This is a genomic window from Pseudomonas sp. MF4836 (assembly GCF_002018875.1).
Classification (GTDB): domain Bacteria; phylum Pseudomonadota; class Gammaproteobacteria; order Pseudomonadales; family Pseudomonadaceae; genus Aquipseudomonas.
In genome coordinates, this window is the sequence record NZ_MVOL01000011.1 from 19,895 (window position 1) to 39,564 (window position 19,670).

Annotated in this window: 25 protein-coding genes; 14 read left to right on the forward strand and 11 right to left on the reverse strand. The window is 43.5% G+C overall.

The features are described from left to right. Positions 1-7: 7 nt before the first annotated feature. The 4 genes from MF4836_RS23535 (at position 8) to MF4836_RS23550 (ending at position 5,361) form a co-directional block, all read left to right on the forward strand. Positions 8-808 carry a hypothetical protein gene (locus MF4836_RS23535; RefSeq protein ID WP_078472304.1) on the forward strand — a complete coding sequence of 267 codons (801 nt, stop codon included), beginning with the start codon at positions 8-10 and terminating at the stop codon, positions 806-808. Continuing rightward, positions 805-3,066 (forward strand): hypothetical protein, encoded by a 2,262-nt coding sequence (locus tag MF4836_RS23540; protein ID WP_078472305.1) that lies wholly within the window; start codon positions 805-807, stop codon positions 3,064-3,066. The genes MF4836_RS23535 and MF4836_RS23540 overlap by 4 nt, the downstream gene beginning before the upstream one ends. A 119-nt stretch (positions 3,067-3,185) precedes the next feature. Beyond that, on the forward strand, positions 3,186-3,845 hold the full coding sequence (locus MF4836_RS23545) for a hypothetical protein (protein WP_078472306.1): 660 nt from the start codon (positions 3,186-3,188) through the stop codon (positions 3,843-3,845). Positions 3,846-4,047: 202 nt separating this feature from the next. Next, positions 4,048-5,361: a hypothetical protein gene (locus MF4836_RS23550; RefSeq protein WP_078472307.1), complete on the forward strand. Its 1,314-nt coding sequence runs from the start codon at positions 4,048-4,050 to the stop codon at positions 5,359-5,361. A gap of 69 nt (positions 5,362-5,430) precedes the next feature. Here MF4836_RS23550 and MF4836_RS23555 read toward each other — a convergent pair whose 3' ends face one another. Further along, on the reverse strand, positions 5,431-5,742 hold the full coding sequence (locus tag MF4836_RS23555) for a helix-turn-helix domain-containing protein (protein ID WP_078472308.1): 312 nt from the start codon (positions 5,740-5,742) through the stop codon (positions 5,431-5,433). Positions 5,743-5,930: 188 nt separating this feature from the next. Between MF4836_RS23555 and MF4836_RS23560 the strand changes: the two genes are divergently transcribed. Genes MF4836_RS23560 through MF4836_RS23570 form a run of 3 tightly spaced genes read left to right on the forward strand, consistent with a single transcriptional unit; the run spans position 5,931 to position 7,391 of the window. Continuing rightward, entirely contained in the window at positions 5,931-6,305 is a 375-nt protein-coding gene (locus tag MF4836_RS23560; protein WP_078472309.1) for a hypothetical protein, read from the forward strand. Then, the gene (locus MF4836_RS23565; RefSeq protein WP_078472310.1) at positions 6,302-6,838 is read left to right on the forward strand and encodes a hypothetical protein; all 537 of its coding nucleotides are present in this window, start codon (positions 6,302-6,304) and stop codon (positions 6,836-6,838) included. The genes MF4836_RS23560 and MF4836_RS23565 overlap by 4 nt, the downstream gene beginning before the upstream one ends. 13 nt (positions 6,839-6,851) lie before the next feature. Then, a complete protein-coding gene (locus tag MF4836_RS23570; protein WP_078472311.1) occupies positions 6,852-7,391 on the forward strand; it encodes a hypothetical protein in 540 nt (179 codons plus the stop codon). Positions 7,392-7,449: 58 nt separating this feature from the next. On the opposite strand, the gene MF4836_RS23575 is transcribed toward MF4836_RS23570, so the two are convergent. The 3 genes from MF4836_RS23575 to MF4836_RS23585 all read right to left on the reverse strand — a co-directional run bounded on the left by MF4836_RS23575 (position 7,450) and on the right by MF4836_RS23585 (position 8,285). After that, on the reverse strand, positions 7,450-7,755 hold the full coding sequence (locus MF4836_RS23575) for a hypothetical protein (protein WP_078472312.1): 306 nt from the start codon (positions 7,753-7,755) through the stop codon (positions 7,450-7,452). Between the two features lie 84 nt (positions 7,756-7,839). After that, complete coding sequence (locus MF4836_RS23580; protein WP_078472313.1) at positions 7,840-8,019, reverse strand: hypothetical protein; 180 nt, start codon at positions 8,017-8,019, stop codon at positions 7,840-7,842. Beyond that, positions 8,016-8,285: a hypothetical protein gene (locus tag MF4836_RS23585; protein ID WP_153050259.1), complete on the reverse strand. Its 270-nt coding sequence runs from the start codon at positions 8,283-8,285 to the stop codon at positions 8,016-8,018. Before MF4836_RS23585 ends, MF4836_RS23580 begins: the two co-directional genes overlap by 4 nt. Positions 8,286-8,382: 97 nt before the next feature. On the opposite strand from MF4836_RS23585, the gene MF4836_RS23590 reads away from it, so the two are divergent. Further along, a complete protein-coding gene (locus MF4836_RS23590) occupies positions 8,383-9,153 on the forward strand; it encodes a hypothetical protein (protein ID WP_078472315.1) in 771 nt (256 codons plus the stop codon). Positions 9,154-9,188: 35 nt separating this feature from the next. Here the strand turns inward: MF4836_RS23590 and MF4836_RS35410 are convergent, their stop codons facing one another. After that, a complete protein-coding gene (locus MF4836_RS35410) occupies positions 9,189-9,548 on the reverse strand; it encodes a hypothetical protein (protein WP_161955764.1) in 360 nt (119 codons plus the stop codon). A gap of 418 nt (positions 9,549-9,966) precedes the next feature. Between MF4836_RS35410 and MF4836_RS35140 the strand changes: the two genes are divergently transcribed. From MF4836_RS35140 to MF4836_RS23605, 3 genes are all read left to right on the forward strand, one after another. Then, positions 9,967-10,716: a hypothetical protein gene (locus tag MF4836_RS35140; protein WP_153050261.1), complete on the forward strand. Its 750-nt coding sequence runs from the start codon at positions 9,967-9,969 to the stop codon at positions 10,714-10,716. 312 nt (positions 10,717-11,028) lie between these two features. Then, on the forward strand, positions 11,029-11,967 hold the full coding sequence (locus tag MF4836_RS23600; protein ID WP_153050262.1) for a hypothetical protein: 939 nt from the start codon (positions 11,029-11,031) through the stop codon (positions 11,965-11,967). Then, positions 11,964-12,560 (forward strand): hypothetical protein, encoded by a 597-nt coding sequence (locus MF4836_RS23605; RefSeq protein ID WP_078472318.1) that lies wholly within the window; start codon positions 11,964-11,966, stop codon positions 12,558-12,560. The genes MF4836_RS23600 and MF4836_RS23605 overlap by 4 nt, the downstream gene beginning before the upstream one ends. On the opposite strand, the gene MF4836_RS23610 is transcribed toward MF4836_RS23605, so the two are convergent. The 3 genes from MF4836_RS23610 to MF4836_RS23620 all read right to left on the reverse strand — a co-directional run bounded on the left by MF4836_RS23610 (position 12,557) and on the right by MF4836_RS23620 (position 16,181). Then, the gene (locus tag MF4836_RS23610; RefSeq protein ID WP_238596193.1) at positions 12,557-13,273 is read right to left on the reverse strand and encodes a hypothetical protein; all 717 of its coding nucleotides are present in this window, start codon (positions 13,271-13,273) and stop codon (positions 12,557-12,559) included. The genes MF4836_RS23605 and MF4836_RS23610 overlap by 4 nt on opposite strands. A gap of 5 nt (positions 13,274-13,278) precedes the next feature. After that, the gene (locus MF4836_RS23615) at positions 13,279-14,631 is read right to left on the reverse strand and encodes a hypothetical protein (protein ID WP_078472320.1); all 1,353 of its coding nucleotides are present in this window, start codon (positions 14,629-14,631) and stop codon (positions 13,279-13,281) included. Positions 14,632-14,723: 92 nt separating this feature from the next. Next, positions 14,724-16,181, reverse strand: a complete 1,458-nt coding sequence (locus MF4836_RS23620; protein ID WP_078472321.1) for a hypothetical protein — start codon at positions 16,179-16,181, stop codon at positions 14,724-14,726. A gap of 138 nt (positions 16,182-16,319) precedes the next feature. Between MF4836_RS23620 and MF4836_RS23625 the strand changes: the two genes are divergently transcribed. From MF4836_RS23625 to MF4836_RS23635, 3 genes are all read left to right on the forward strand, one after another. After that, positions 16,320-17,009 carry a hypothetical protein gene (locus MF4836_RS23625; protein WP_078472322.1) on the forward strand — a complete coding sequence of 230 codons (690 nt, stop codon included), beginning with the start codon at positions 16,320-16,322 and terminating at the stop codon, positions 17,007-17,009. Between the two features lie 161 nt (positions 17,010-17,170). Next, on the forward strand, positions 17,171-17,479 hold the full coding sequence (locus MF4836_RS23630; RefSeq protein WP_078472323.1) for a type II toxin-antitoxin system RelE/ParE family toxin: 309 nt from the start codon (positions 17,171-17,173) through the stop codon (positions 17,477-17,479). Then, positions 17,476-17,757: an addiction module antidote protein gene (locus MF4836_RS23635; RefSeq protein WP_056788879.1), complete on the forward strand. Its 282-nt coding sequence runs from the start codon at positions 17,476-17,478 to the stop codon at positions 17,755-17,757. Before MF4836_RS23630 ends, MF4836_RS23635 begins: the two co-directional genes overlap by 4 nt. Positions 17,758-17,809: 52 nt before the next feature. Here MF4836_RS23635 and MF4836_RS35145 read toward each other — a convergent pair whose 3' ends face one another. The 3 genes from MF4836_RS35145 to MF4836_RS23645 are packed head-to-tail and all read right to left on the reverse strand — an operon-like array spanning position 17,810 to position 19,666. Further along, positions 17,810-18,247, reverse strand: a complete 438-nt coding sequence (locus MF4836_RS35145) for a hypothetical protein (protein WP_153050263.1) — start codon at positions 18,245-18,247, stop codon at positions 17,810-17,812. After that, entirely contained in the window at positions 18,207-18,938 is a 732-nt protein-coding gene (locus tag MF4836_RS23640; protein ID WP_078472324.1) for a hypothetical protein, read from the reverse strand. Before MF4836_RS23640 ends, MF4836_RS35145 begins: the two co-directional genes overlap by 41 nt. Positions 18,939-18,973: 35 nt before the next feature. Further along, positions 18,974-19,666, reverse strand: a complete 693-nt coding sequence (locus MF4836_RS23645) for an SOS response-associated peptidase (RefSeq protein ID WP_078472325.1) — start codon at positions 19,664-19,666, stop codon at positions 18,974-18,976. Positions 19,667-19,670: the final 4 nt, after the last annotated feature.

The following is a 19,670-nucleotide window of genomic DNA, read 5'->3' on the forward strand; positions in this document are numbered from 1 at the left end:
TTGATATATGAAAACGTATCTTAGATTTAGGTGTTCAGAACGCTTCAAGTCAGACCTGCAGAACCTAGTTTTTGCTTGTGGCTACACACGCCTTCCAGAAGTCGTGAATGAGATCGAGGTGATTGCCAAATACAGAAAAGGCGTGAGCCTTTTCTTGACTCACCTCCACAGGGATAGAGACATTTACATTCCTCTGAAAGATCATAAAAGCGTTGCGGCGTTGAAGGACACGTTCAACAGGAATCAGAGCAACATCCAGCAGCTTTTCAACCTATGCGCAGGCCAGCAGTACACCTCAAAGCAAGGCAAGACGGTCAAGCTCCCCAACGTGCTTACGATGCTTCTGAAGCATCACGTCAAGGTGAACCAGCTCAGTGAAAAATTCACATACGTCCACGTCGAGTACTTCGAACAAAACACAGGTGTGGAAGCCGTAGCCAAACGCAAATTCTTACGCAGCGCCCAGCTTTATACGGAGAGCGAAACGCGCCTATCTGCGCTGCTGGAGGACGAACCATACTGGTTTTTCAAGCAGGATGATGATCCGTTTACGCAGATCGTGAGGGCAATCGAAGAAGCCAAGATATACAAGATTGGGGTCAGCTCCAAGCATCCGTTCTTCGTTGAAAGAAAGCGCATTTACGACCTTCTTAATCGACGTGTCAGGGATGTGAACGAGCTGGTGAAAATCGGTAAGGACTACAAAGAATTATTGGTTCGCACAATGCTTGAAGCATCAAAAGCGCTGGAGCTTTTACACACTAAATACAGGAACAATAAGACCATAAGAATAAGAGAAGAAAAATGATAATTGCAGCACCATTAAAACAAAAATTTGCCAGCATTACATCAAATGCAAAAATAGAATACGTTGAATCCTCTGACCCTGAAATCAGGGGTAAGGTCAGAATCAAAGGAGCTGTTGCATACCTGTACCTTCCAAAAATAAACGATGACGGAATAGACACTCATGTTGGAGTCCAATATACGGAAACGAATCTTGATTTACAGTTAGATTCACCGCACAAAATGAAGAAGCTTGGCCTCTTTAAAAACGCCTTCGATGAAAATAATTACACGTTGAAATTCGCAAATACTTGCGCAAATGAATTCATGGAACATTCTAACCAAGGTAAAAAGTCTTCCTCCAATGCACCGGATGCTTTTTCGTTCATCGTTTCTTGTACAGACAATGAGCTAGCCACACTAAAAACTGACGAAGAAAAAGCAAAGTTCCTTATCAATTCCGCCAAAGAAACTTTACTTGAGCTGTCTAATTCCAAAAAGGATATTGCATTCAAATACATGATTGTTCCTCACCTTAAAGACGGTAATCCACACGTACACGTCCTAATGTCTACTCGTAGACTGGATGGGTATAGACCTAGCTTTTTTAGAGGAAAAAAACACAGCGGCATCATCAAGAAGATGAGAGACGTAAAATATCGCCTTGAAGAAAAATACCCATTCCTTCTTCAAATGGAACATGAAGACCGTGCTAAAACGATTGACGTATTGATCAACCCAAACACCGGAAAAATTTTCGGCAAGCACGTTGAGCTTGTTAATAGAATTGAGTCCATTACGTCTCAATTCATTGGGCAGAACTTCTCTTATACAGAATTCACACAAGCCCTTCAGGAAAGTGGTTTTGAAGTGGTGGATGATTACCTTAACGGAAAACAGCACATCAAGATCAAACACAAGGATTATGGCGATGACTTCCTTTCTATAGACACCCTCCCCCATCAAACGAAGGGTGTTCTTGAGCTGCATGCAGCTTACAAATACAAAGCGAACCAAACTAAAACAGACGTGTCCCTAATCGTTTCAAAAGCCGTGGCGCTAATAAACGCCACCGACATGAGCGATGGTTTTGAAGCGCTGAACAAAAAGCTGTACCAAGAGCTAGGGGCACGACTGGTTCCGAACATCAGCAAAAACAAAAGCGGTGAACGTAAGGTAAGCGGTTGGTCGATCTACCTGGACGAATTTGACTTCAAAATCTCTGCAAAAAAATCCGGCGTCATCATAGACAGCCAAATGAAAATCGACATGGATGAGGTCGAATCAATCAACAGCCTCTACCAGATGATCAAAAAGCAGAACATTCAAAAGCAGGTCACAGAAGCCACGGTGAACGGCTCAATCTCCATTGGGGACGGCAGGAAGAAGAAGATCAAATTCAGGTTCATAGACAACACTGAAAGCCTTCAGGATTTCATCACCAGGTTCAACGAGAACAGCCGATACGGCCCATCTATCACAAAGCAGATGATCGTAGGGAACACGGTCGTGTCGAAATTCAACCAAAGAGACGTATGCACAATCGTTGGGAACGCCGTCGAGACATACCAGACCGACCTGAATTCGGCACTCATCACAATGTCGATTCACGTTGCCAGAGGACACACCAAAATCCGATGCACAGGGGAGCCGAACCCAAGGACTCAAGCGAACCTTTACCTTGCATCACGTATCTGCGGGACAACGCTACTGGACTACACGCCTTCTCCAGAGCTTGTCAGAGAAGCCGATGCAATGCTTGGTAAGGAGTACAAGAAGCTTGTCGTCGCTAACCGTCAGAGGGTGAAGGACGCGGTAGCCATAAGAGCTACTGACTCAACCGGCAAATCGAAGAAGGTGTTCATCCAGACGAACAACAGGATGGATCGTGAGGTTGATGCAAGGCCCAAGCTTTATGGATTCCTCTATGGCATACACAAGGGGATACCCTTCCAGGACTTCACATACATTCAACACCTTAACGATTTGCCGAAGGCATTGAAGAAGCGCGTTATTGACGACCTACGCAAAGATGAACAGCTAAAGGCCCACGAGCTGGACAGCATCCTTATACGAGCTGGGATAACACTGGATGACGCCCCACCGGCAAAACCACCTGCGAAGGCGCCGGCACTTGCTGCGCAAGATCAGAAGCCAGCCCTTGCCACGCATTCAGCTCCAGGGGTCATAGAGCAGGAAAAGCCGGATCAGCCAGGTTCGTTGTCATCTGCTAAGCCAAGAGACACTAGACGACCACCAAGCAAACCGGGGGAAGCATGATGGAGTCTTCGCAGTGTCCATAACTGCCAGTCCTTTCGGTTTCTGTCATGATCATCATCAATGGAGGTTCCCAAGGATCAAGGCAGTGCCGGGGAGCCGGACGTACCTAAAGGATTATCATGTTTCGCAAAGCTCACATCATTACCTTTCCTGCCCTTATCGCGACGGTTCTTTTACTGACCGGCTGCCCGCCATCACCTGAATTTACGCGGTGGAAACGCCCTTCTACCTCTGTTGAGGGTGTCAAAGCCGCAATGAAGGAATGTGGCGACCCGGTAACCACTTCGATGACGCATTTGCCAATCAACGAACAGGTGCTGCAATTCCAGTGTATGAAGCGTAATGGCTTCATTCGCAAAGACGGTTTTGAATACTGCGAAATAATGAAGAATATGCCCGCCTGCGTAGAAGAAAGGCAGGGGCATCCTCTAAGCCTGTCCCAGCTCGAGGCTTTGCCATTTGTGGAGGACGAAGCATTTCACCCTATCAAGCCGAATTCTGGCAGGGATGAACGCATGCAAGTCACCTGGCGCAAGGCGGGAGCATCACCGCATTTCTCAGTCCAGATAGCCAATGATAGTGAAGCCCTGCCAGTGATGTACGCATGCGGCTATGCCAAACCGCTAGGGTCAAATCTGGACGTTGCAAGTATCGGAGACACAGCCAAAGCGCAACGCTGCATGATTGATCACGGCTTTGAGCCGAAGCATAAATCAACGCTGGTTTGCCTGATATATCCCCAAGTGACTGGCTGCTCGACGACGGCACTGCCGCGTTGAACCATTCAGTTAGAGGCAATATCGGCGGAAAACGATCATGAACGAAACTCTGACTGCCCCTATGTCACCGATACCGCGCTCCTAGGCCACCTTCGCGCTAGCTCCTGCTTGGATCGAGAAATTGCCCGTAGTAGCATGTGGCTACCCGTGTCGATGGCAAAGCGCCCGCACGCACAACCAAAGGCTAAAGGGAATTATAGATATGTCGATGCTGGATTTCATTGGCGAGCTGGGACGTGTGGAAAAAATTCACAGGAAACCACACATACCCCGCGACAAAGCCTACAACGCTATCTCTTCCTATTGCCCAGCAATTAGCTATGACGACATACAAATTCTCATTGATGAAACGGTATTTGGTAACGCGAAAGTAGGGGTAATCATCACTGATAACCAAATCTGCGGTAAAGATAATTTCTGTGATCCCTTCCACTACTCCCTGCCCAAGGTTTCATCTCTTTTCGTTAAGAAAGGCTTGATGAACTCAACGCTTTACATCAATGAACAGCAGGTGATTAAGCTAACCCAAGCCTCTGGTGCTAAGCTGGTATATCTTTTCGAAAGGATAGAAAAGTACCTCCTAAAATCCAAGAACGATCCTACGCCGAAGCATTCAGCTACTCCAGTTGCCTTGTCTACCAGTGAGGTTCCTCAAACCTCGGCACAGCCATCCACAGTGCTTGCATTCAATCCATCTCCTACACAGCCCCAAGCACAGACCAGTTTGCCCGTATCTGCCGAATCTATTCCGGTTCCTGAACCAGAACGGGAGAAGGTAGAGGCCGTCGCAAGTGAACCATCAGAAGAAAATGCTTCGGTGGAAGAACCTAAAAGCACATCTCGATTCCGCCGTTGGCCCAAAGACAATCTGATAAATTCGATTCAGACGGATAAACACGTCAGTGCGGTGTTCAACTTCATCGGAGACGTGTTAAGTGATAACAAATCCACAAAATCCGCCGCTCTACGAAGGGAAGTCCAGGGTTTTCTTGCAAGTTCAGTTCTGCGATTGAGAAAGGAATACATTGATCGAAACCATGTCATCGGGTTGATGAACGATGTGGCAACAATGGAATTAATGATTTACAGCATCGCCTACCTTCGATTAGAGCTAGCTGACCGGGGCGTAGACCCGAGGATGATTACCTACACGATGAGCGAAGGGGTCAAAGGGTTTCTATCACTCGACAACTCAACCAACTCTCGAAATATTCTTGCTAACCTGCTGCATCTCGCTGAAGCCATGGGTGAGAGCATTGATCAGATCAATTTCACCTTCTACATGAGGGTCTTGATGAGCAACATGAAGGGTGGCTTGGCTGATGACGAATTCGATATGAGCCAATTACGCACGCTTGCTTCGTTCAAAAGAGAGGTGCCACCGCAAGAAGCCTTGGGGAAAATTATCGAAGAATTCGCAATTGCTGCAATGGATGAGATTGGTGATATTAGTAGCAATCGCCAAATGAATAATGCTGCAAGGCGCTGCGCAGACACTGTAATTGACCTCTTCTGAGCAACTCATCCATTGCCGCTGGTTAAGCTCGCAGCTTGGTGGATGGAAGGATCTACGTCCTCCCATCCGCTAGGATTTCGATACCTTACGAGCCTTCCCTACCAGCTCAACGAGTCTTTTCAGCTCGTCTGCATCAGCGTTGTGGATAACTTCAAAGAGAAACGCCCTCTGCTCAATCTCACCATCCAAATCCGCAAAAAACTCCTTGACCGGCACACCTAGAATTTCAGCAAATTTGTACACAGCCTCCACGGTTGGGACGTACTCGCCCGTTTCAAATCGACTGATCGTCTTGGGGTCGAATCCCGACCTAATTGCTAGCTCCGCTTGTGTGATTCCCTTCGCAACCCGAAATTTCTTTATCGCTTTAGCAAGGACCACAGTTTTTTTCTGCCTGTTCGTATTTCAAACAAGCACTTCACAGTAAAAATCCCTATCTACAAACGCTCTGTGCCATCGGATTTTTTGCTAAGAATACGATGGTATGCGTAGAATCAGCTTCAGGTATCAGACGGCCACCACGCCGTCTGTCAGGGGCGCTACGTTCGGTATGGTTGAGGATTCAGGGAATGGCAGATCGAGACGAGAACGATAAATGGCTGTCGTATGACGGCCAGAAGCATGAAACACATTTTCAGGCCAACGAGCGTGACAAAGCCCACGGGAAGGAGATGCGTGAGACGTTTCAGAAGGAAGTGAGCCTCAAGGGCAACCTTGTCCAGGTCATCTACCTTTTCGTCTGCGTCTTTGTGTTTGCAGGTGCGCAGGGCTTTGAAAGTGGCTTGGGGTACGTCCTTCTCTTACCCATGGCCTGGGGTTTGTACGCGCTGACGAAGTTCGTCAACAAATTCTCACAAGAGCAACGTGATCGAATTTTTATGTGGACCCTAATTGCCATTGCAGTGATTTCAATAACGATGATGATAAAAGGAATCGTGAAATGAAAATCGCTGACCTAATGCTTTCGGCTTTGATTTTCTCCACTGCGACCCTTGTTCATGCTGCCCCTAGCTTTTCGAAGAATGAAAGCTACAAAGACAATCAAGTCAGCGTAGACATACAAGGTTTCGGGAATCAGATTTTAGATCAAGCAGGCAAATCGAAGTATCTCAAATTTGATCTGCAGGGCACAGAATATGCCTACGTCATTGAACGCATGGGTTCGAACGATGTGCAATACACGGGCAACACTAAAGACATTGAAGGTGTGATTTTTATCCGTGTCAGAGCTTTCAAAGACGGTTTTGAGCTTCCCAAACAGGTCAGTACTTTTGCACCTAGCAAATATAATAATGCGATCCGCATAGTTAAAATGGACCGTAATGATGATCGCCCTTACGAGTTCGACCTTGGAATGGATGAAGACAAACGGTTGTTCTTAATCGACGGCCCTACGTCTACGACCCACCTAGAACAGGTCGATACAATTAAGAAGCACGTTTCAAGAAAAGACAAAAAAAGCCCTTACGCTTTCTAAATGGAATTTCACCATGATCAAACAAATCAGCCTCGTATTTACAGCTATGCTGTTTTCAACAGCCACAGTCGTACTGGCTGACACCAGCTTTTCTAAAAACGAAAACTACAACGACCAACAAGTCAGTGCCGACATCCAGGGTTTTGGGAACCAAGTTCTAGACCAAGTTGGAAAATCTAAATACATAAAGTTCGACCAGCAAAAAACTGAATACGCCTATACGATTGAAAGAATGGGCTCAAATGATGTGCAGTACACAGGCAACCCTGCTGACATGAAAGGTGTGCGGTTTATAAAAGTACAATTTTTTGTAGACGGTTCACCGGGCCATACTCAAGTAAGTACATTCACACCAAGCAAATACAATAACGCTATCAAAATCGTAAAAATGGATCGTGACGATGATAGACCTTATGAATTTGACCTAGGAATGGATTCCGACAACAAGCTGTACCTGATAAACAAAAACGGAAGCACAACACCGCTCCAACAGGTCAATGAGATTAAACGCGATATTCCATTGACGGAAAAAAACAAAGACATGATTTTCTAAGAACAAAAAAGGCAGTAGAACAAAGCTACTGCCTTCTAAAAAGCAACGAGATTAAGCTTTATCCACCGATGATTTTCAACCTGATGATTTTCTTTTCATCGGGGGTTAAATTCATCGTAGCCAGTTTGCCCACGGCGAAAAGGTAAGCGTCCTTGGTAGATGGGAGGCTTTGAGCAAATTCATCTTCAAAATTATGGAAATATAGATTAGCTAATCTGTCAGCTTCAACAACCAAATCATATCTAGCCAATTCCTCTGCTAATCGCCTTCTTTTTGCTTCTTGATTGTGAAGCCTCACCGCCCTCACATAGTCATTATCTTTCTTATCCTCTAGCTCAATCGCAATCGTTTCATATGCATTCATTTTTAGTAAAGTTTGTTGTTAAGCGAATTATAGCATTTCGACTTATCCAAATTTACCGTTAAATCAAAATAAATAAAAACAGACTCAAAGGTCTGTATTTATAGGCTTCCAATTCTCTCTAAGATCTTTATGTTTTTTCCGCTCAAGCAGAATATTCAGCTCTAGACTCAAACATTCGTCAATCTCATCATCTGATTTTTTTTGTTTAATCGACTCTAAATCATCATCGTAATAGTTAAAAGGCTTCTGTTTTCCTATTTTCATTTAACAGCCTCATTACCGATAAGCTCGAGACTTAAATCATGGAGCGCAGAAACTGCTGACTCGCTGAACGTAATGACTATAGGCGATCTGAAATTCATGACCTTGATTTTAGTGATTTTCTGCATCTTCTTGGTGAAGCGTAAAAACTTATCTCCTTTGATTCTGGCTTTTACCAGGATCGACAGTCTTTTTAGCTGATCACCTTCTACCTCAAGACTAAAAGCATTTAACGCATTTACATCTCCGACAGTCATTTCCTTTTTCATTTTTGGCTTGTTTGTTTGTATCCATTATAGCATTTTCAAAATGGTATAATTTGAGAAACAAACCTTCTAACCAATGAAAACAACAAAAAGATGGATAATGATGCTTTTAGCAATCGTCGCCATTTCAATTATGACAATTCCCATTAGCTATGCAGAGCCAATAACAGGTGAATCAATATCAGAACATTCAAGCGGATTCGTCGGAGTTGATGACAACGACGATGCATATGACGCAGACGTAGATAATCCCAACGGGGACGAATATCAAAATTTAATTTCGATAATAATCTGGCTAACAAAGACCATCAGTGTATTCGGGGGTCTATTATTTATAGTCATAGCCTTTAAAAACATGGTTCTTTACACAGAAGTCGGCTCAGAGAGCAAACACGCCGTAAAAAATAAAATGATATTCGGATTAATCATTGGTGTTCTAATGCTAAACATTACATCCACAGTAGATTCGGTTGTTAAGACTTTCAATTCAGAATCCAAGGGAGCTTGCTATATAACAAATGAAGATGCACTTGAAGATTGGAAAATTGGTAAAAACAAAGACATGTGTTGGAGTGTTGCAAGCAGTCAAATATCTGGACCTACATTTGACAAAGTGAAATCAATGATTGACTCGCAAAATGCTGGTGGTTTAGAAGGAAACCTTAAAAACATAATATCTGGTCTTCAGATGGTTGGCTTTCTGTTTTTCGTGAATGCTTTATTTGCCCTTCATAAAATCTCATCAGGTTCAGGACAGCGAGACTACAGGGGTGTGATAGGTCAATTGTGTGCATCTGCATTAATCATAGATTTGATTCATACAATCGCAGTTGTACAAGCGACAACAAAAATGCTCGGACTTAATGTATAAAGAAAGCCCCAAATGGGGCTTTTTTTATTCCTTGGTCACTCGCTAATGAATTGATCAAATAGGCGCTTGGAAATTTCAAGTCTACATTCGTTGTAGACTCCCCGCTTTATAAAAGCCATTTTCAGGACATTCTCAAGATAGTCGAATTCTGTTGCAGTTGGGTCAAAATCGTAACTGACTAAAATACGCGCTGTTTTAAAAGCATCACGCAAAAGCGCTTCTTCTTCTTTCTTGTATTCAAGAGCCCACCTCTTGTAATCAGCCAGGGAACCGCCCTTCTCTGCCGCTGGCGTAGCCTGTGGCGTTGCTATGCATACGTCCAAGTTTACATCCTCTTCAACCTGGACGATGCCTAGAGGCTCATACGATTCGCTCACACCAAGGGGCACAATCACGTCAGGCTCACCGATAGGCCATTCATCATCCTCTACGCCTTGCGAAGGCTCAACAGAGGCTACTGCAGGCGCTACGATGGGTGCTGGTGCTGGTGCTGGTGCTGGTGCTGGTGCTGGTGCTGGTGCTGGTGCTGGTGCTGGTGCTGGTGCTGGTGCTGGTGCTGGGAGCTTGATCCCTGCGAGTGATGCATTCAAGCCACGACTCTCTGTTATTGAGCTTAAAGCTTGAATCAGTGAGTCAGTTCTTTCCGCGACGTTCTCTTTTGATTTTTCTGTACCGAATAGATCTGGTAAATCAATCTGCACAGCCGGTTCGTTAAAGTTTAATTCATTCATGTTTTACACAGTTGTTTTTGTTATTATAGCAAATGCGATTAGCTCAAATGGTATAATACATTAAATAAATAAATTCCTGCACATGCCGAATTCAAACCTTCACGTATTAAAGCCAGCCACGAGACTCACATTTCAAGACTTCACAGTAAACGGAAAGCCTTTAATCAGTCAGAATCTTATCCAGGCACTGGCGGATCTGCACAAAGCGAATACTAGTGAGCTGATGATTTACACGTCACAAAGAAAAAAATTCAGTACAAAGATACAGGTGCATTTCACTAGAGACTTATTACTAGAAAGACACATCTGCATTACAGCACCTGAAGCTATTCGCATAGAACACGAACAACACTGCTGCTTTGAACTGGACATTAGCCATAATGGTATATCCGAAACAGCTAATGAAGATTATTTGAAGCTACACCTTTGCCGCTTTTTCAAGGTTGTGGTGAATTACGACACTTGGGATTCTTTTACTAACGAAGACTACAGTAAAGCGTATAGGAAATTCATGCCGTACAGGAGCCCTTCAGAAACGGCCATCAAGATTAGCCAAACAGATCTTCTTCAAGGTTTACGCTCAATAACAAAAGACCTTGAAGCCCCGGTCATCAAATACATTCCAAGCGGAGCCGAAACATTCGCAGATTTAACCCAAGATATAGAAACACGAACACATAAGCTTTACGTTGCAATTGAAAACCCATTGGGGGAATTACATTGCATGGTCGCGGTGGATGCGACCACTTGCCAAGTCTTTGCATACTATCCAAAATCAAATCTAAAAGACCTCGCATATTTTAGTAACGTCTTTCTCAAAGAATCCTCCTGACAAAATGGTATAATTTATAAAAACAAACTTAACAATCATGCAAAACTCAAAACCATCTACAACTCAACCTTATGCTAAATACTATAAAATTGAACGCTTCTTCAAATTTGCAATACTTGCGTTTGCCATATTGATAGCTTGCTCAATTTTCATGAGCCATTCCATGGGTAGTTTCAGTTTCATAGACTGGCTGGTGGTAGCATCTCAAAAATCAAATTTAACTCAAATCATCTGCGGCTCAATTGCTTACATTGCCTTACCAATCACCCTCTCCTATCTATTCATTTACAGAAGAAAAAACCGTCAGGCTTAATGCCTGATTATCTTTATCCTATAAGTAAAATTTCGGCGCTTTCAAATGGTATAATTAGAGAAGAAAAAACAAACAATGCCACTATGTTTAAAGCCAGCCTAACTAAAGGTCGAGAGATTCCGATCAATGATTTGAACGAATTGCTTTACAGCAAGACTTTCGACTTCGATCCAAAGCCCAATACACTTGACGAAATTAATAGTGCCAAAAATTACACAGAGCTTAGTAATCCTTTTATCCTCTACAAGTACAACAAAGAAATAGAATTTCTACTTTTCTTTTCGAATTGCCCAACGCGCAACGATTTAATCAACGCGCTTATCTTTGACGATTACTCACAGCGCTTGGCTAACAAACCTTTGCCTTTTCGGTTGAAGTGGTTCTATGAAAAAGACCTCAAAGGCTTCCTAAAGGTTCTATACGCTTTTCCTACTGACGCACTCAATGTCAGCGGCTATAGAGCTAACAGCCGTTGTACAGATCACCGTTTTAAAATCAGACATGACTGGGCACAGATTCAAAACGAAGAATCATTAAACAACTTCACTACGAATGAAGAAAACTGGCTGGCATTTGACGCTTTTCAACTATGCCAATTCGATGAGTGGGCTGAAAACGCTAGACCAAACAGCATTAATGAATACATCGCTTTTTTGCTAAAGAAAAACTATGCACGATACTTTACACATTACGTGAATAAACCGGAATGGCTTAGATACCCAACAGACTATATGACAGAACACCCCTCCCTTCATAAAGACATGCTAATCACTTATGAACCATTTCTGAGAAAATACGGGCACCTTTTCGCCAAATACAATGAAACGTATCTGAATAAAAAAGCCAAGTCATACAGAGCTTTTTTAATGGCTACAAAACATAAACAAAGATTAATGAAAATACTTTCAATACCAACCAACCTAATGAGGATATTATGACAGACGAATATGACGAAGACGCAATACATCAAATGATGCAAAACCTTGATTCAGGGATAAACGGGGATGATGAAAAAGATATACCCAATCCCAATGCTGACATCCTTGATCAAATTTTTAACTCTGACCCGCCACCGGAAGACAAATCGTATGCCGGGATTAAGAAGAAACTAGGCGCCCCGCTGGATAAATATTGCACTGCTTTTGACCAAATCATCACAAGCAATTTTCTTAAACAACCAATCGAAACATGTGCATCTCTAATGTTTGTCACGAGCATGATTAGAACTTACACAAAAATCAAACCCGGCTCACCCGAATGGAAAACGTGCAATGAAGAGGTCAGAGCTTTTGTAAAACACATGGACGACTACTATAGTATTTTTAAGTACACCCATTTCGAAAACGACAAGATCAACACTCACTTTGTAGAAAATCTATTCGAGTTAGATAGGATTATTTTAAAGATGGGTTATTCCAAAACCAAATGGGAATACAGACAGCCCATGGAAATTCTTACTATTTGTCTCAAATTTCCAACGAACAAATCAGTGCTAGCTGAGATATTCACAGATTTGCAGGGCGACCTTTAATCGCCTTTTATGTAGGTGCTTGTCGTATCAAAGATGTAGAGTTCATCGAATAGAACATCTGCATTCTTCTGTAGTTTCTTATCCAAAAAGCTTTTCAAGTCGTCATCACCCACCACCAGGTGAGGTGCTTTTAAGGCTTCATGGCGCGCGACAGAAAGCGGTATGCGCAGATTGTCAGCGAAGTACTGCCCGAGGTTTGAAGCAAGCTTACGCGCAATCACAGCATGAACCTGGCCCTCTACCGCGTCACGTCCGGCTTCCATCACTGCATTAGGCAGATCGATGCACGCAGCGTGGATTACGTCAGTGATAAGCCGTACAAGTCCCCCTTCAGGCGTCACAGACTCATCAGCTAACAAAGAGAGAATGATCTGACCTTCGTTCGTGGCTCCCACTGAGAATTCATGATGGGTGTCACGTATGAGTGAAAGAACAAGCTCTGCAGACTGGGTACGCACATCCAGGACACAGAATCCCTTGCCCTTCATGAGAACAGAAGCCAAGCCGTTGGCCGTGGCTGTCAACTGTTCACCATCATGGGAAACAACAAGCGGCAAAGACCGGGCCGCACGAATCATGGTGCTGATCAATCGTTCTCGACATCTGTTGAGGAATTCAGGCTTCGCCACCAGCTCATCAGCAGCTTTGGAAGCCTCCTTGCTTCTTGGCTTTTGCACTGGATTAGGTACAAAAAAGGAGAACAGCCCCTTCATAGAAATCACGGCTTGTACCCTCTTTTAACTGCCTCGCGCACTGTGTTGTCGTCTTGCTCATTTTTTTCAAGCTTGTGCATTTCAGAAAGGTTTTTACCTCCTACGATTTTACTCAAATCAAGTGAAACTTCGTGCATATTTCCGTCTTTTACCTTTTTACCAACGACATTCTTTGAATCATCTGTAATCGACATATCTACACTTGCTTTCTTTGCTTGCTCTTCAAAAGTAGAGAGATTGCCATTGCTGGCTAACACTACATTTCTAATAGCCTTTTCAATTCTTTGCTCTTCAGTCATTTTCAGCTCTTCGATATACCTCTCCCCTTTTTCTACCGTAGCTGTAAGAAAGGTTGCAGAAAACTTTTTATCAACAGTCGAACCTGTGACATGCTGACCATCATCGCTGAACGTAATTTCTAAATTATGTTCACTTGCGAGGACTGGTCTTTTGCTATCCAAGAAATCCAAATCACCACCGAAAACCTTCAGCATTCTTAACGTGCGTTGTTCTAATGCTTCTTGTGCAGTTATAGTTTTAACACCACCAGTCAGGGGCGGGGCTTGCGAATTCACTGGCTTTGCGTTGTTAGTTGATTCCGCACCAACCTTGACGGGCTCGATTTTAGGCTTTAACTCATCCATAAGGTATCTGAAATCTTTATCAAGAATGACAATTCTCTTATGATCGATACCTGCAGCATGAAGCGTTTTATAACATGACACGAAATATTTTTTACGTTCTTCATGGCTTACTAAATCTGAATCTGTTGAAAGCTCAATGCTTTTTTTATTTCCCGTATAATTATGTCTTGCTTCAAAGTCAACAACCTCTTGAACCCACGGACCATTGATATTTACATAAAATCTAACCCCCCCTGTTCTATTGAGATCGAATTGCGTCCTGTTTCTTTCATCCGCTATCTTAATTTTTGAGTTAGAAAACTCCATTATAGACATATTGTATTTTTCTAGAATTACCTTCAACTCAGCTAGATAATCTTTTGCCTCAACCATTGAGTTTTCAGGGCTTTTAGCCAGCTCAGACTCTGGTACGCGCTTTACATTTATACTAGCAATAACTTTGTCACGGAATGCCCCGTCAGTATCAGTCAAATAATCATATTTAGTTTGACTATTGCTTCCCATACCAAACGTCTTAGATTCTTCTGCGAAAGCCTTTAATATATCATCGCTATATTGTTCTTGATTTTCAGGCAAATCATTGATGACACTAGGTGTAGAATCTGCATCTTGAAAAGACTGAATCACATCTACTGTATTTTCTGAGAATCCCGTGTCTTTTTTTCCGCCAAAAACCTCTTTGAGGTTATCTTTAATTTTGTCTATAAACTTCATTTTAGATTTGTTTGTTATTGCTTTAATTATACCATTTCGCAGTCATCAAATTATGCGCAAAAAAAAAGAACCCGCAGGTTCTCTTATTCTTTTTACATCGAAGGTTTGTTTCTTCGACTTGTTTGCCTCTCTTCCACATCCACAGGTTTTGGCTCAAACAAAGCATCCGCATTTGCTGCTTTGGCTGCATTGCTTGGCTTTATTTCTTTAAACTGATTATCTGCGCTCGAAATATTATTCAGTGCGTTGAACAACCCCGCCCCTAATTTTGAAGTCCCAACCACGATGCTACTTAGAGGAAATGTTTCCCTCTCTTTTGTATTACCATTTACTTTCGAAACAACCACGTCTTGGTAATCATCTGAAAATGACAAATCAATCCCATTTTTCATTAAATTCGTTTTTTGCTTAACAAAATTTTCGAGGTTCATACCTGATCTTATGATTGCCAACTGACCTTGACCTTCAAGCGAATTGAAGACCCTTCTGTATTCTTCAGCATCAGGCATCTTTGAAGTATCAAATTGAAAATTTCGATCTGGAATGCTCGCATCACCCCCAATTTTTGTGACATTAAAGGTACTGCCATCTTGTGATATTTTAATCTTTAGCCCTTCTGTTTTATCTAATTCTACCCCTCTATTTATCATATCCAATATAGAATCTCCCCTCCTAAATAACCCTTCGCCCAAAAAGATCTCTTCAATTCTATCTTTCACTACATCGGCGCTCTGCTTCGCAGGAACTTCTTCTTTTGGTTGAGCGACCTTTTGAGAGGATTCAGCCACTGGTGCAGCAGGTTCAACTGGCTTTTCAACAGGCTTGTTTTGACTCACGACATTAACACCAGCTACAGCGGGCTCTTCTGGATTAGCTGCTTGTGCGTCTGTTTTGTACTTCTCAAGAATAGAGTTGAATTGCTCGTTTTTTAAAATAATACGGTCGAGGCTAACGCCAGACTCTATCAATGTGCCAATAGTGTTCTTAATGAATTCCTCTTGCGCAGCAATTGCTTGTGGAGTCTTTTTAGAATCATCTACCCACACCTCAAGCACGGTGTCAGGCTGATGAAACTTAAATGGGGCTACTGCTCTCACTATGTCTTGGTTCATTTGGCAATTCAAATCGCCCTCATTGAAACGTATATCCCCACTATGCTTAACACTCACATCAATAGCGCGTTCTTGCCCAACTTTGATGAAGAAAAGGTCTACGGCGTCATGGATGTCGTCTTTCTTCTGCATTACTTTTCTGTCGTATTTTTTACCTATTTTCAGCAAAGCTGAAATAAACTCATCCACTGGAAGCTGCTCTTCTTCCTCTTCATTTGAAAGCTTCGTCAAAGGTAAGGCGCGTTTAACATTCACCCCCCCGCTGATAATTCCTTGTTGTTCAATGTTAGGCGCTGGATCTGGTTCAGGTAGTTTCTTAGCGAAACCTTTCTTGGCAAGCATTGCATCAATATCTTTGACTTGCTGTTCCTCATCTATTTCGGATGCTTGATTTCTTTTTGCCAGCGCTTGCTTTTCTTCTTCTTTTGTATACTTCATATTAGACTTGTTAGTTATATGAACAATTATATCATTTTCTTTTTGAAAACCACGCCAAAGAAATTGACAATAGGTTTTCCATCAATTATCTTCAGCCAATTCTTTACAAAACTACCAACGCACGCAAGGAACGAGTGAATGACTGACAAAGCCTCTCAAACTGAATACGAAACCGCAATTACTGCTGATCTCCACGCAGCTCCTGCGAAAGAGCTGGGCGCAAAGGTTTTGAAGCACATGCTGTCTGTCACGACTTCATCAGCCTTGACTGACATCCACGCTCAAATTGCCACAGCAGCATCATCGGGCGATGACGAAAAGCTGGTTAAGCTTTTTGAAGAATTGAAAAATCTAAAAGATGCAGAAAAAGCCAACCTCAAGTCTCTGGCAGACTTGAAGAAAAGCACTTCTTTTGAACGCGTTCTGTTGGCGTTTCAAGACGAATTCAAAGCCTTGGCCTATGAGATTTCCCTCGAGGTCATCAAAGGCACACACGTAGCGTTGAAAAATGCCGGTGGCAAAACTAAAGGCGCTCGCAAAACTAGCGAGAAAGACCCGACAGGCGAGCCAACATTCCACACAGTGACGCACAATGGTAAGTCTGAAAAGCTGTTCTCTCGCCATGGCCGTGCTGCTGTGAATCTGAAACAAGACGAAAAAGTATTCACCTTGTTGGGCTTTAAGATCGTCAAGAATGAAGCCGGCAAGGAAATACTCGATCCGGCAACCATCAAACTTACAGACGGCTCAGAGATTCCAGCTAATCGACCAAACATCGCTAAAGCTATCACTGAGAAAACCGCTTTCGATGGGTACACCATCGCTTGATGGTTCCAAGCTGCCATAAAGCCCCGGCCTGTCGGGGCTTTTTTTCGTCTGCCAGGAAGAACGAGCTGGAAGATATGATCAGGGAGAAGCACCACCAGAACTGATCAAAAAGTGATCATTCTTTCGTTGCTGGAGTGTCGCCGTTCGGCTACACTTGCTTCATGAACACAATCATCACTACCCATGAATTTGATAACTGGCTGAAAGGTCTTAAAGACGTACAGGCACGTCTACGGATCGTTTCTCGGATCTTGAGTGCAGAGGCGGGTAATTTTGGTGACTGTGAGCCGGTGGGCGAAGGCATCAGCGAAATGAGGATCTTCGTCGGGCCGGGATACCGTGTGTACTACACGCGCCGTGGCGAGGTCGTTTACCTGCTACTGTGTGGCGGCAATAAGTCATCACAGAAACGAGACATCAAGCTTGCCAAATCCATCCTCAATGAGATCGAGCAAGGAGACGTAAAATGAGAGAACTCAAAGCATTTGATGCATCCCAGTACCTCACCAACGAGGACGAGATTGCTCAATTCCTAACCATTTCTTTGGAAGACCCAAACCCTGACGTGTTCCTTCGCGCTCTGCAGGAAGTCGCCAAGGCTCGTGGCATGAGCCAGCTTGCCAAGGATGCTGGTATCAATCGTGAGAGCCTGTACAAAGCATTGGCACCGGGTGCAAAGCCCCGTTATGACACAGTGTTGAAGCTTGTGAATGCGCTAGGTGTGAAGCTGACAGCCCAGCACGTTTAGGCCCGATCCCTCCCGGACTGACCGGGAGCAAGAGTAAATACAAAACCTCCATCTAGGAGGCTTGTAATTCAATTTCTTTTAAATATTTTATCTGTTTATGAGTTATTACTGTCTCGCCACGGAAAAGCAATACCTCTTTGTTCTTGAATCTTCGAACAGCAACCCCTACTTCTTTGACCAGATCCCAGCTCACCATCGAATCTAGTTTTACATCATAGTAGTCCAAAGAAATTACAGTTTTCCCTGAATAGTCTTTGTAAGATAAGCCATATGCACAATAACCGTAATCACGGGCTATATGCCTTAAAGAATCAATCAACCCTTCAAAATGCGTAAGATATTCTTCATCAGATTTGAATTTAATTTTAGCCATAGTAAATATAGGTTTGTTTATGAGTAAAATTATACCAAACCAATTAAGCAAAATTCGCCCATAAGGCGAATTAATTTTATAATTTAAATCTTGGCCTATCGGGCTTATTTTGCTCAACAGGGGCAGGCTCAGAAAAAACGCCCATCACTCGTTTAGCAAAAGAGTTTTCAAAATCAGCAAATCTGTTGGGAATAATGAATTCGTTTTTAAAGCCTTTGACGTATGGATTGAGGGCTATCCAGGTATTGGGCATGTCTAGTTCACGCCATTTAGTGAAATCGTCGCCAGAAAGCTTTTGGAGGTCATCAAGCTTCTTGATAGCAATGCCCTTCTCAGTGATGTTCCTCACCAACTGCGCTTCAGGGTCTTTCAACGTCATACCCTTCACCTTCTCGTACCACTGCTTGAAGGTGTTATCGAGATCAAGCATAGGCTCACCTTGGCTGACACTGTGATTCCTCAAGGTGACGTAGTTATCGACAGTCTTGGTTAAGGCATTGATGGTCATTGGAGCATGGTCTTTCTGTGTATAGACATTGCACATGTCAAAGCCATAGTAGTCTTCTCCATCCTTCTGAATCACCGTGTTGGTGAAAACAGGGCTACCAAAATTAAGTACGTTCGGGGCTTTCACGCCTTGCGCACGAACCTCTTCTGCAACCAAAGCTGTTAACCAGCGCGGTAGAAACGCTTCTTCTTTGATTTTCGACATTTTGTAATCAACGTCAGGACTGACGTTGTTGGCGTAATCCAAAGCTTTGATGAAGCTTTGAACCTGTGCGCGGTATTCTGATTTTAGGTTTTGCATACATATTTTTATTTGTTATGTGCTGATTCTAGCATTTAGGTTATCGATTTTATGAGATAAGCCCCTTTGTTCTTCACGTTTCCCACGTCCTTGCTGACCGGATACCACTCAAAATCTTCTGCAGGTTGCCCAAGATCGCGGGCAATTTCCTTTGCTCTATCCTTCGTCAGATCAGGAGAAAGCCATTCCCGCGCAAGATCGGGAGAGAGAACCACGGGCCTACGGTCATGCACGTCAACCATGCCCCCAGCAGCATCAGCAGTGATGATCAAAAAGCCCGGTGGCTCATCAGGTGACGTACCTGACTCTACCTGGGCAAGTCCAGCGAAGAACATAGACTTGTGGCTCTTCAACCTGATGAAGAAGGGTTGCTTCTTCTCATCACCCGGTTCTTTGACCCATTCGTACCAGCCGTCAGCCATTACCAAGGCCCGGTGGTCAGGGAACAGGTCCTTGTAGAACCTACCCTTCGCAATGGTCTCTATGCGTGCGTTGATAGGCTGCACGACCTTGGGCTTCGGCCAAGACATCTCCCTCTTCCAACCCCAATGCACTGGCGAGATCTGCGGACCGTTAGGCTCGGCATGGATAATTGGCAAATCAGTAGAAGGGGCGATGTTGTATCGCTCAACAGGCGTGGTGTCAGCGCTTGAGAAGAGGTCGCATTGAGGGTCCAGCTCATGCACATACTCATCAAGACTTCTGAACATCACGAATCGACCACACATGGCT

Coding starts and splice junctions, on each gene's coding strand:
- MF4836_RS23605 (WP_078472318.1), top strand. CDS start 11,964: ATGACAGACGAATATGACGAAGACGCAATACATCAAATGATGCAAAAC.
- MF4836_RS35140 (WP_153050261.1), top strand. CDS start 9,967: ATGCCGAATTCAAACCTTCACGTATTAAAGCCAGCCACGAGACTCACA.
- MF4836_RS23600 (WP_153050262.1), top strand. CDS start 11,029: ATGCCTGATTATCTTTATCCTATAAGTAAAATTTCGGCGCTTTCAAAT.
- MF4836_RS23585 (WP_153050259.1), bottom strand. CDS start 8,285: ATGAAAAAGGAAATGACTGTCGGAGATGTAAATGCGTTAAATGCTTTT.
- MF4836_RS23640 (WP_078472324.1), bottom strand. CDS start 18,938: ATGCAAAACCTAAAATCAGAATACCGCGCACAGGTTCAAAGCTTCATC.
- MF4836_RS23545 (WP_078472306.1), top strand. CDS start 3,186: ATGTTTCGCAAAGCTCACATCATTACCTTTCCTGCCCTTATCGCGACG.
- MF4836_RS23615 (WP_078472320.1), bottom strand. CDS start 14,631: ATGAAGTTTATAGACAAAATTAAAGATAACCTCAAAGAGGTTTTTGGC.
- MF4836_RS23550 (WP_078472307.1), top strand. CDS start 4,048: ATGTCGATGCTGGATTTCATTGGCGAGCTGGGACGTGTGGAAAAAATT.
- MF4836_RS23560 (WP_078472309.1), top strand. CDS start 5,931: ATGGCAGATCGAGACGAGAACGATAAATGGCTGTCGTATGACGGCCAG.
- MF4836_RS23620 (WP_078472321.1), bottom strand. CDS start 16,181: ATGAAGTATACAAAAGAAGAAGAAAAGCAAGCGCTGGCAAAAAGAAAT.
- MF4836_RS23535 (WP_078472304.1), top strand. CDS start 8: ATGAAAACGTATCTTAGATTTAGGTGTTCAGAACGCTTCAAGTCAGAC.
- MF4836_RS23645 (WP_078472325.1), bottom strand. CDS start 19,666: ATGTGTGGTCGATTCGTGATGTTCAGAAGTCTTGATGAGTATGTGCAT.
- MF4836_RS23575 (WP_078472312.1), bottom strand. CDS start 7,755: ATGAATGCATATGAAACGATTGCGATTGAGCTAGAGGATAAGAAAGAT.
- MF4836_RS23540 (WP_078472305.1), top strand. CDS start 805: ATGATAATTGCAGCACCATTAAAACAAAAATTTGCCAGCATTACATCA.
- MF4836_RS23565 (WP_078472310.1), top strand. CDS start 6,302: ATGAAAATCGCTGACCTAATGCTTTCGGCTTTGATTTTCTCCACTGCG.
- MF4836_RS23590 (WP_078472315.1), top strand. CDS start 8,383: ATGATGCTTTTAGCAATCGTCGCCATTTCAATTATGACAATTCCCATT.
- MF4836_RS23610 (WP_238596193.1), bottom strand. CDS start 13,273: ATGAAGGGGCTGTTCTCCTTTTTTGTACCTAATCCAGTGCAAAAGCCA.
- MF4836_RS23630 (WP_078472323.1), top strand. CDS start 17,171: ATGAACACAATCATCACTACCCATGAATTTGATAACTGGCTGAAAGGT.
- MF4836_RS23580 (WP_078472313.1), bottom strand. CDS start 8,019: ATGAAAATAGGAAAACAGAAGCCTTTTAACTATTACGATGATGATTTA.
- MF4836_RS23570 (WP_078472311.1), top strand. CDS start 6,852: ATGATCAAACAAATCAGCCTCGTATTTACAGCTATGCTGTTTTCAACA.
- MF4836_RS23635 (WP_056788879.1), top strand. CDS start 17,476: ATGAGAGAACTCAAAGCATTTGATGCATCCCAGTACCTCACCAACGAG.
- MF4836_RS23625 (WP_078472322.1), top strand. CDS start 16,320: ATGACTGACAAAGCCTCTCAAACTGAATACGAAACCGCAATTACTGCT.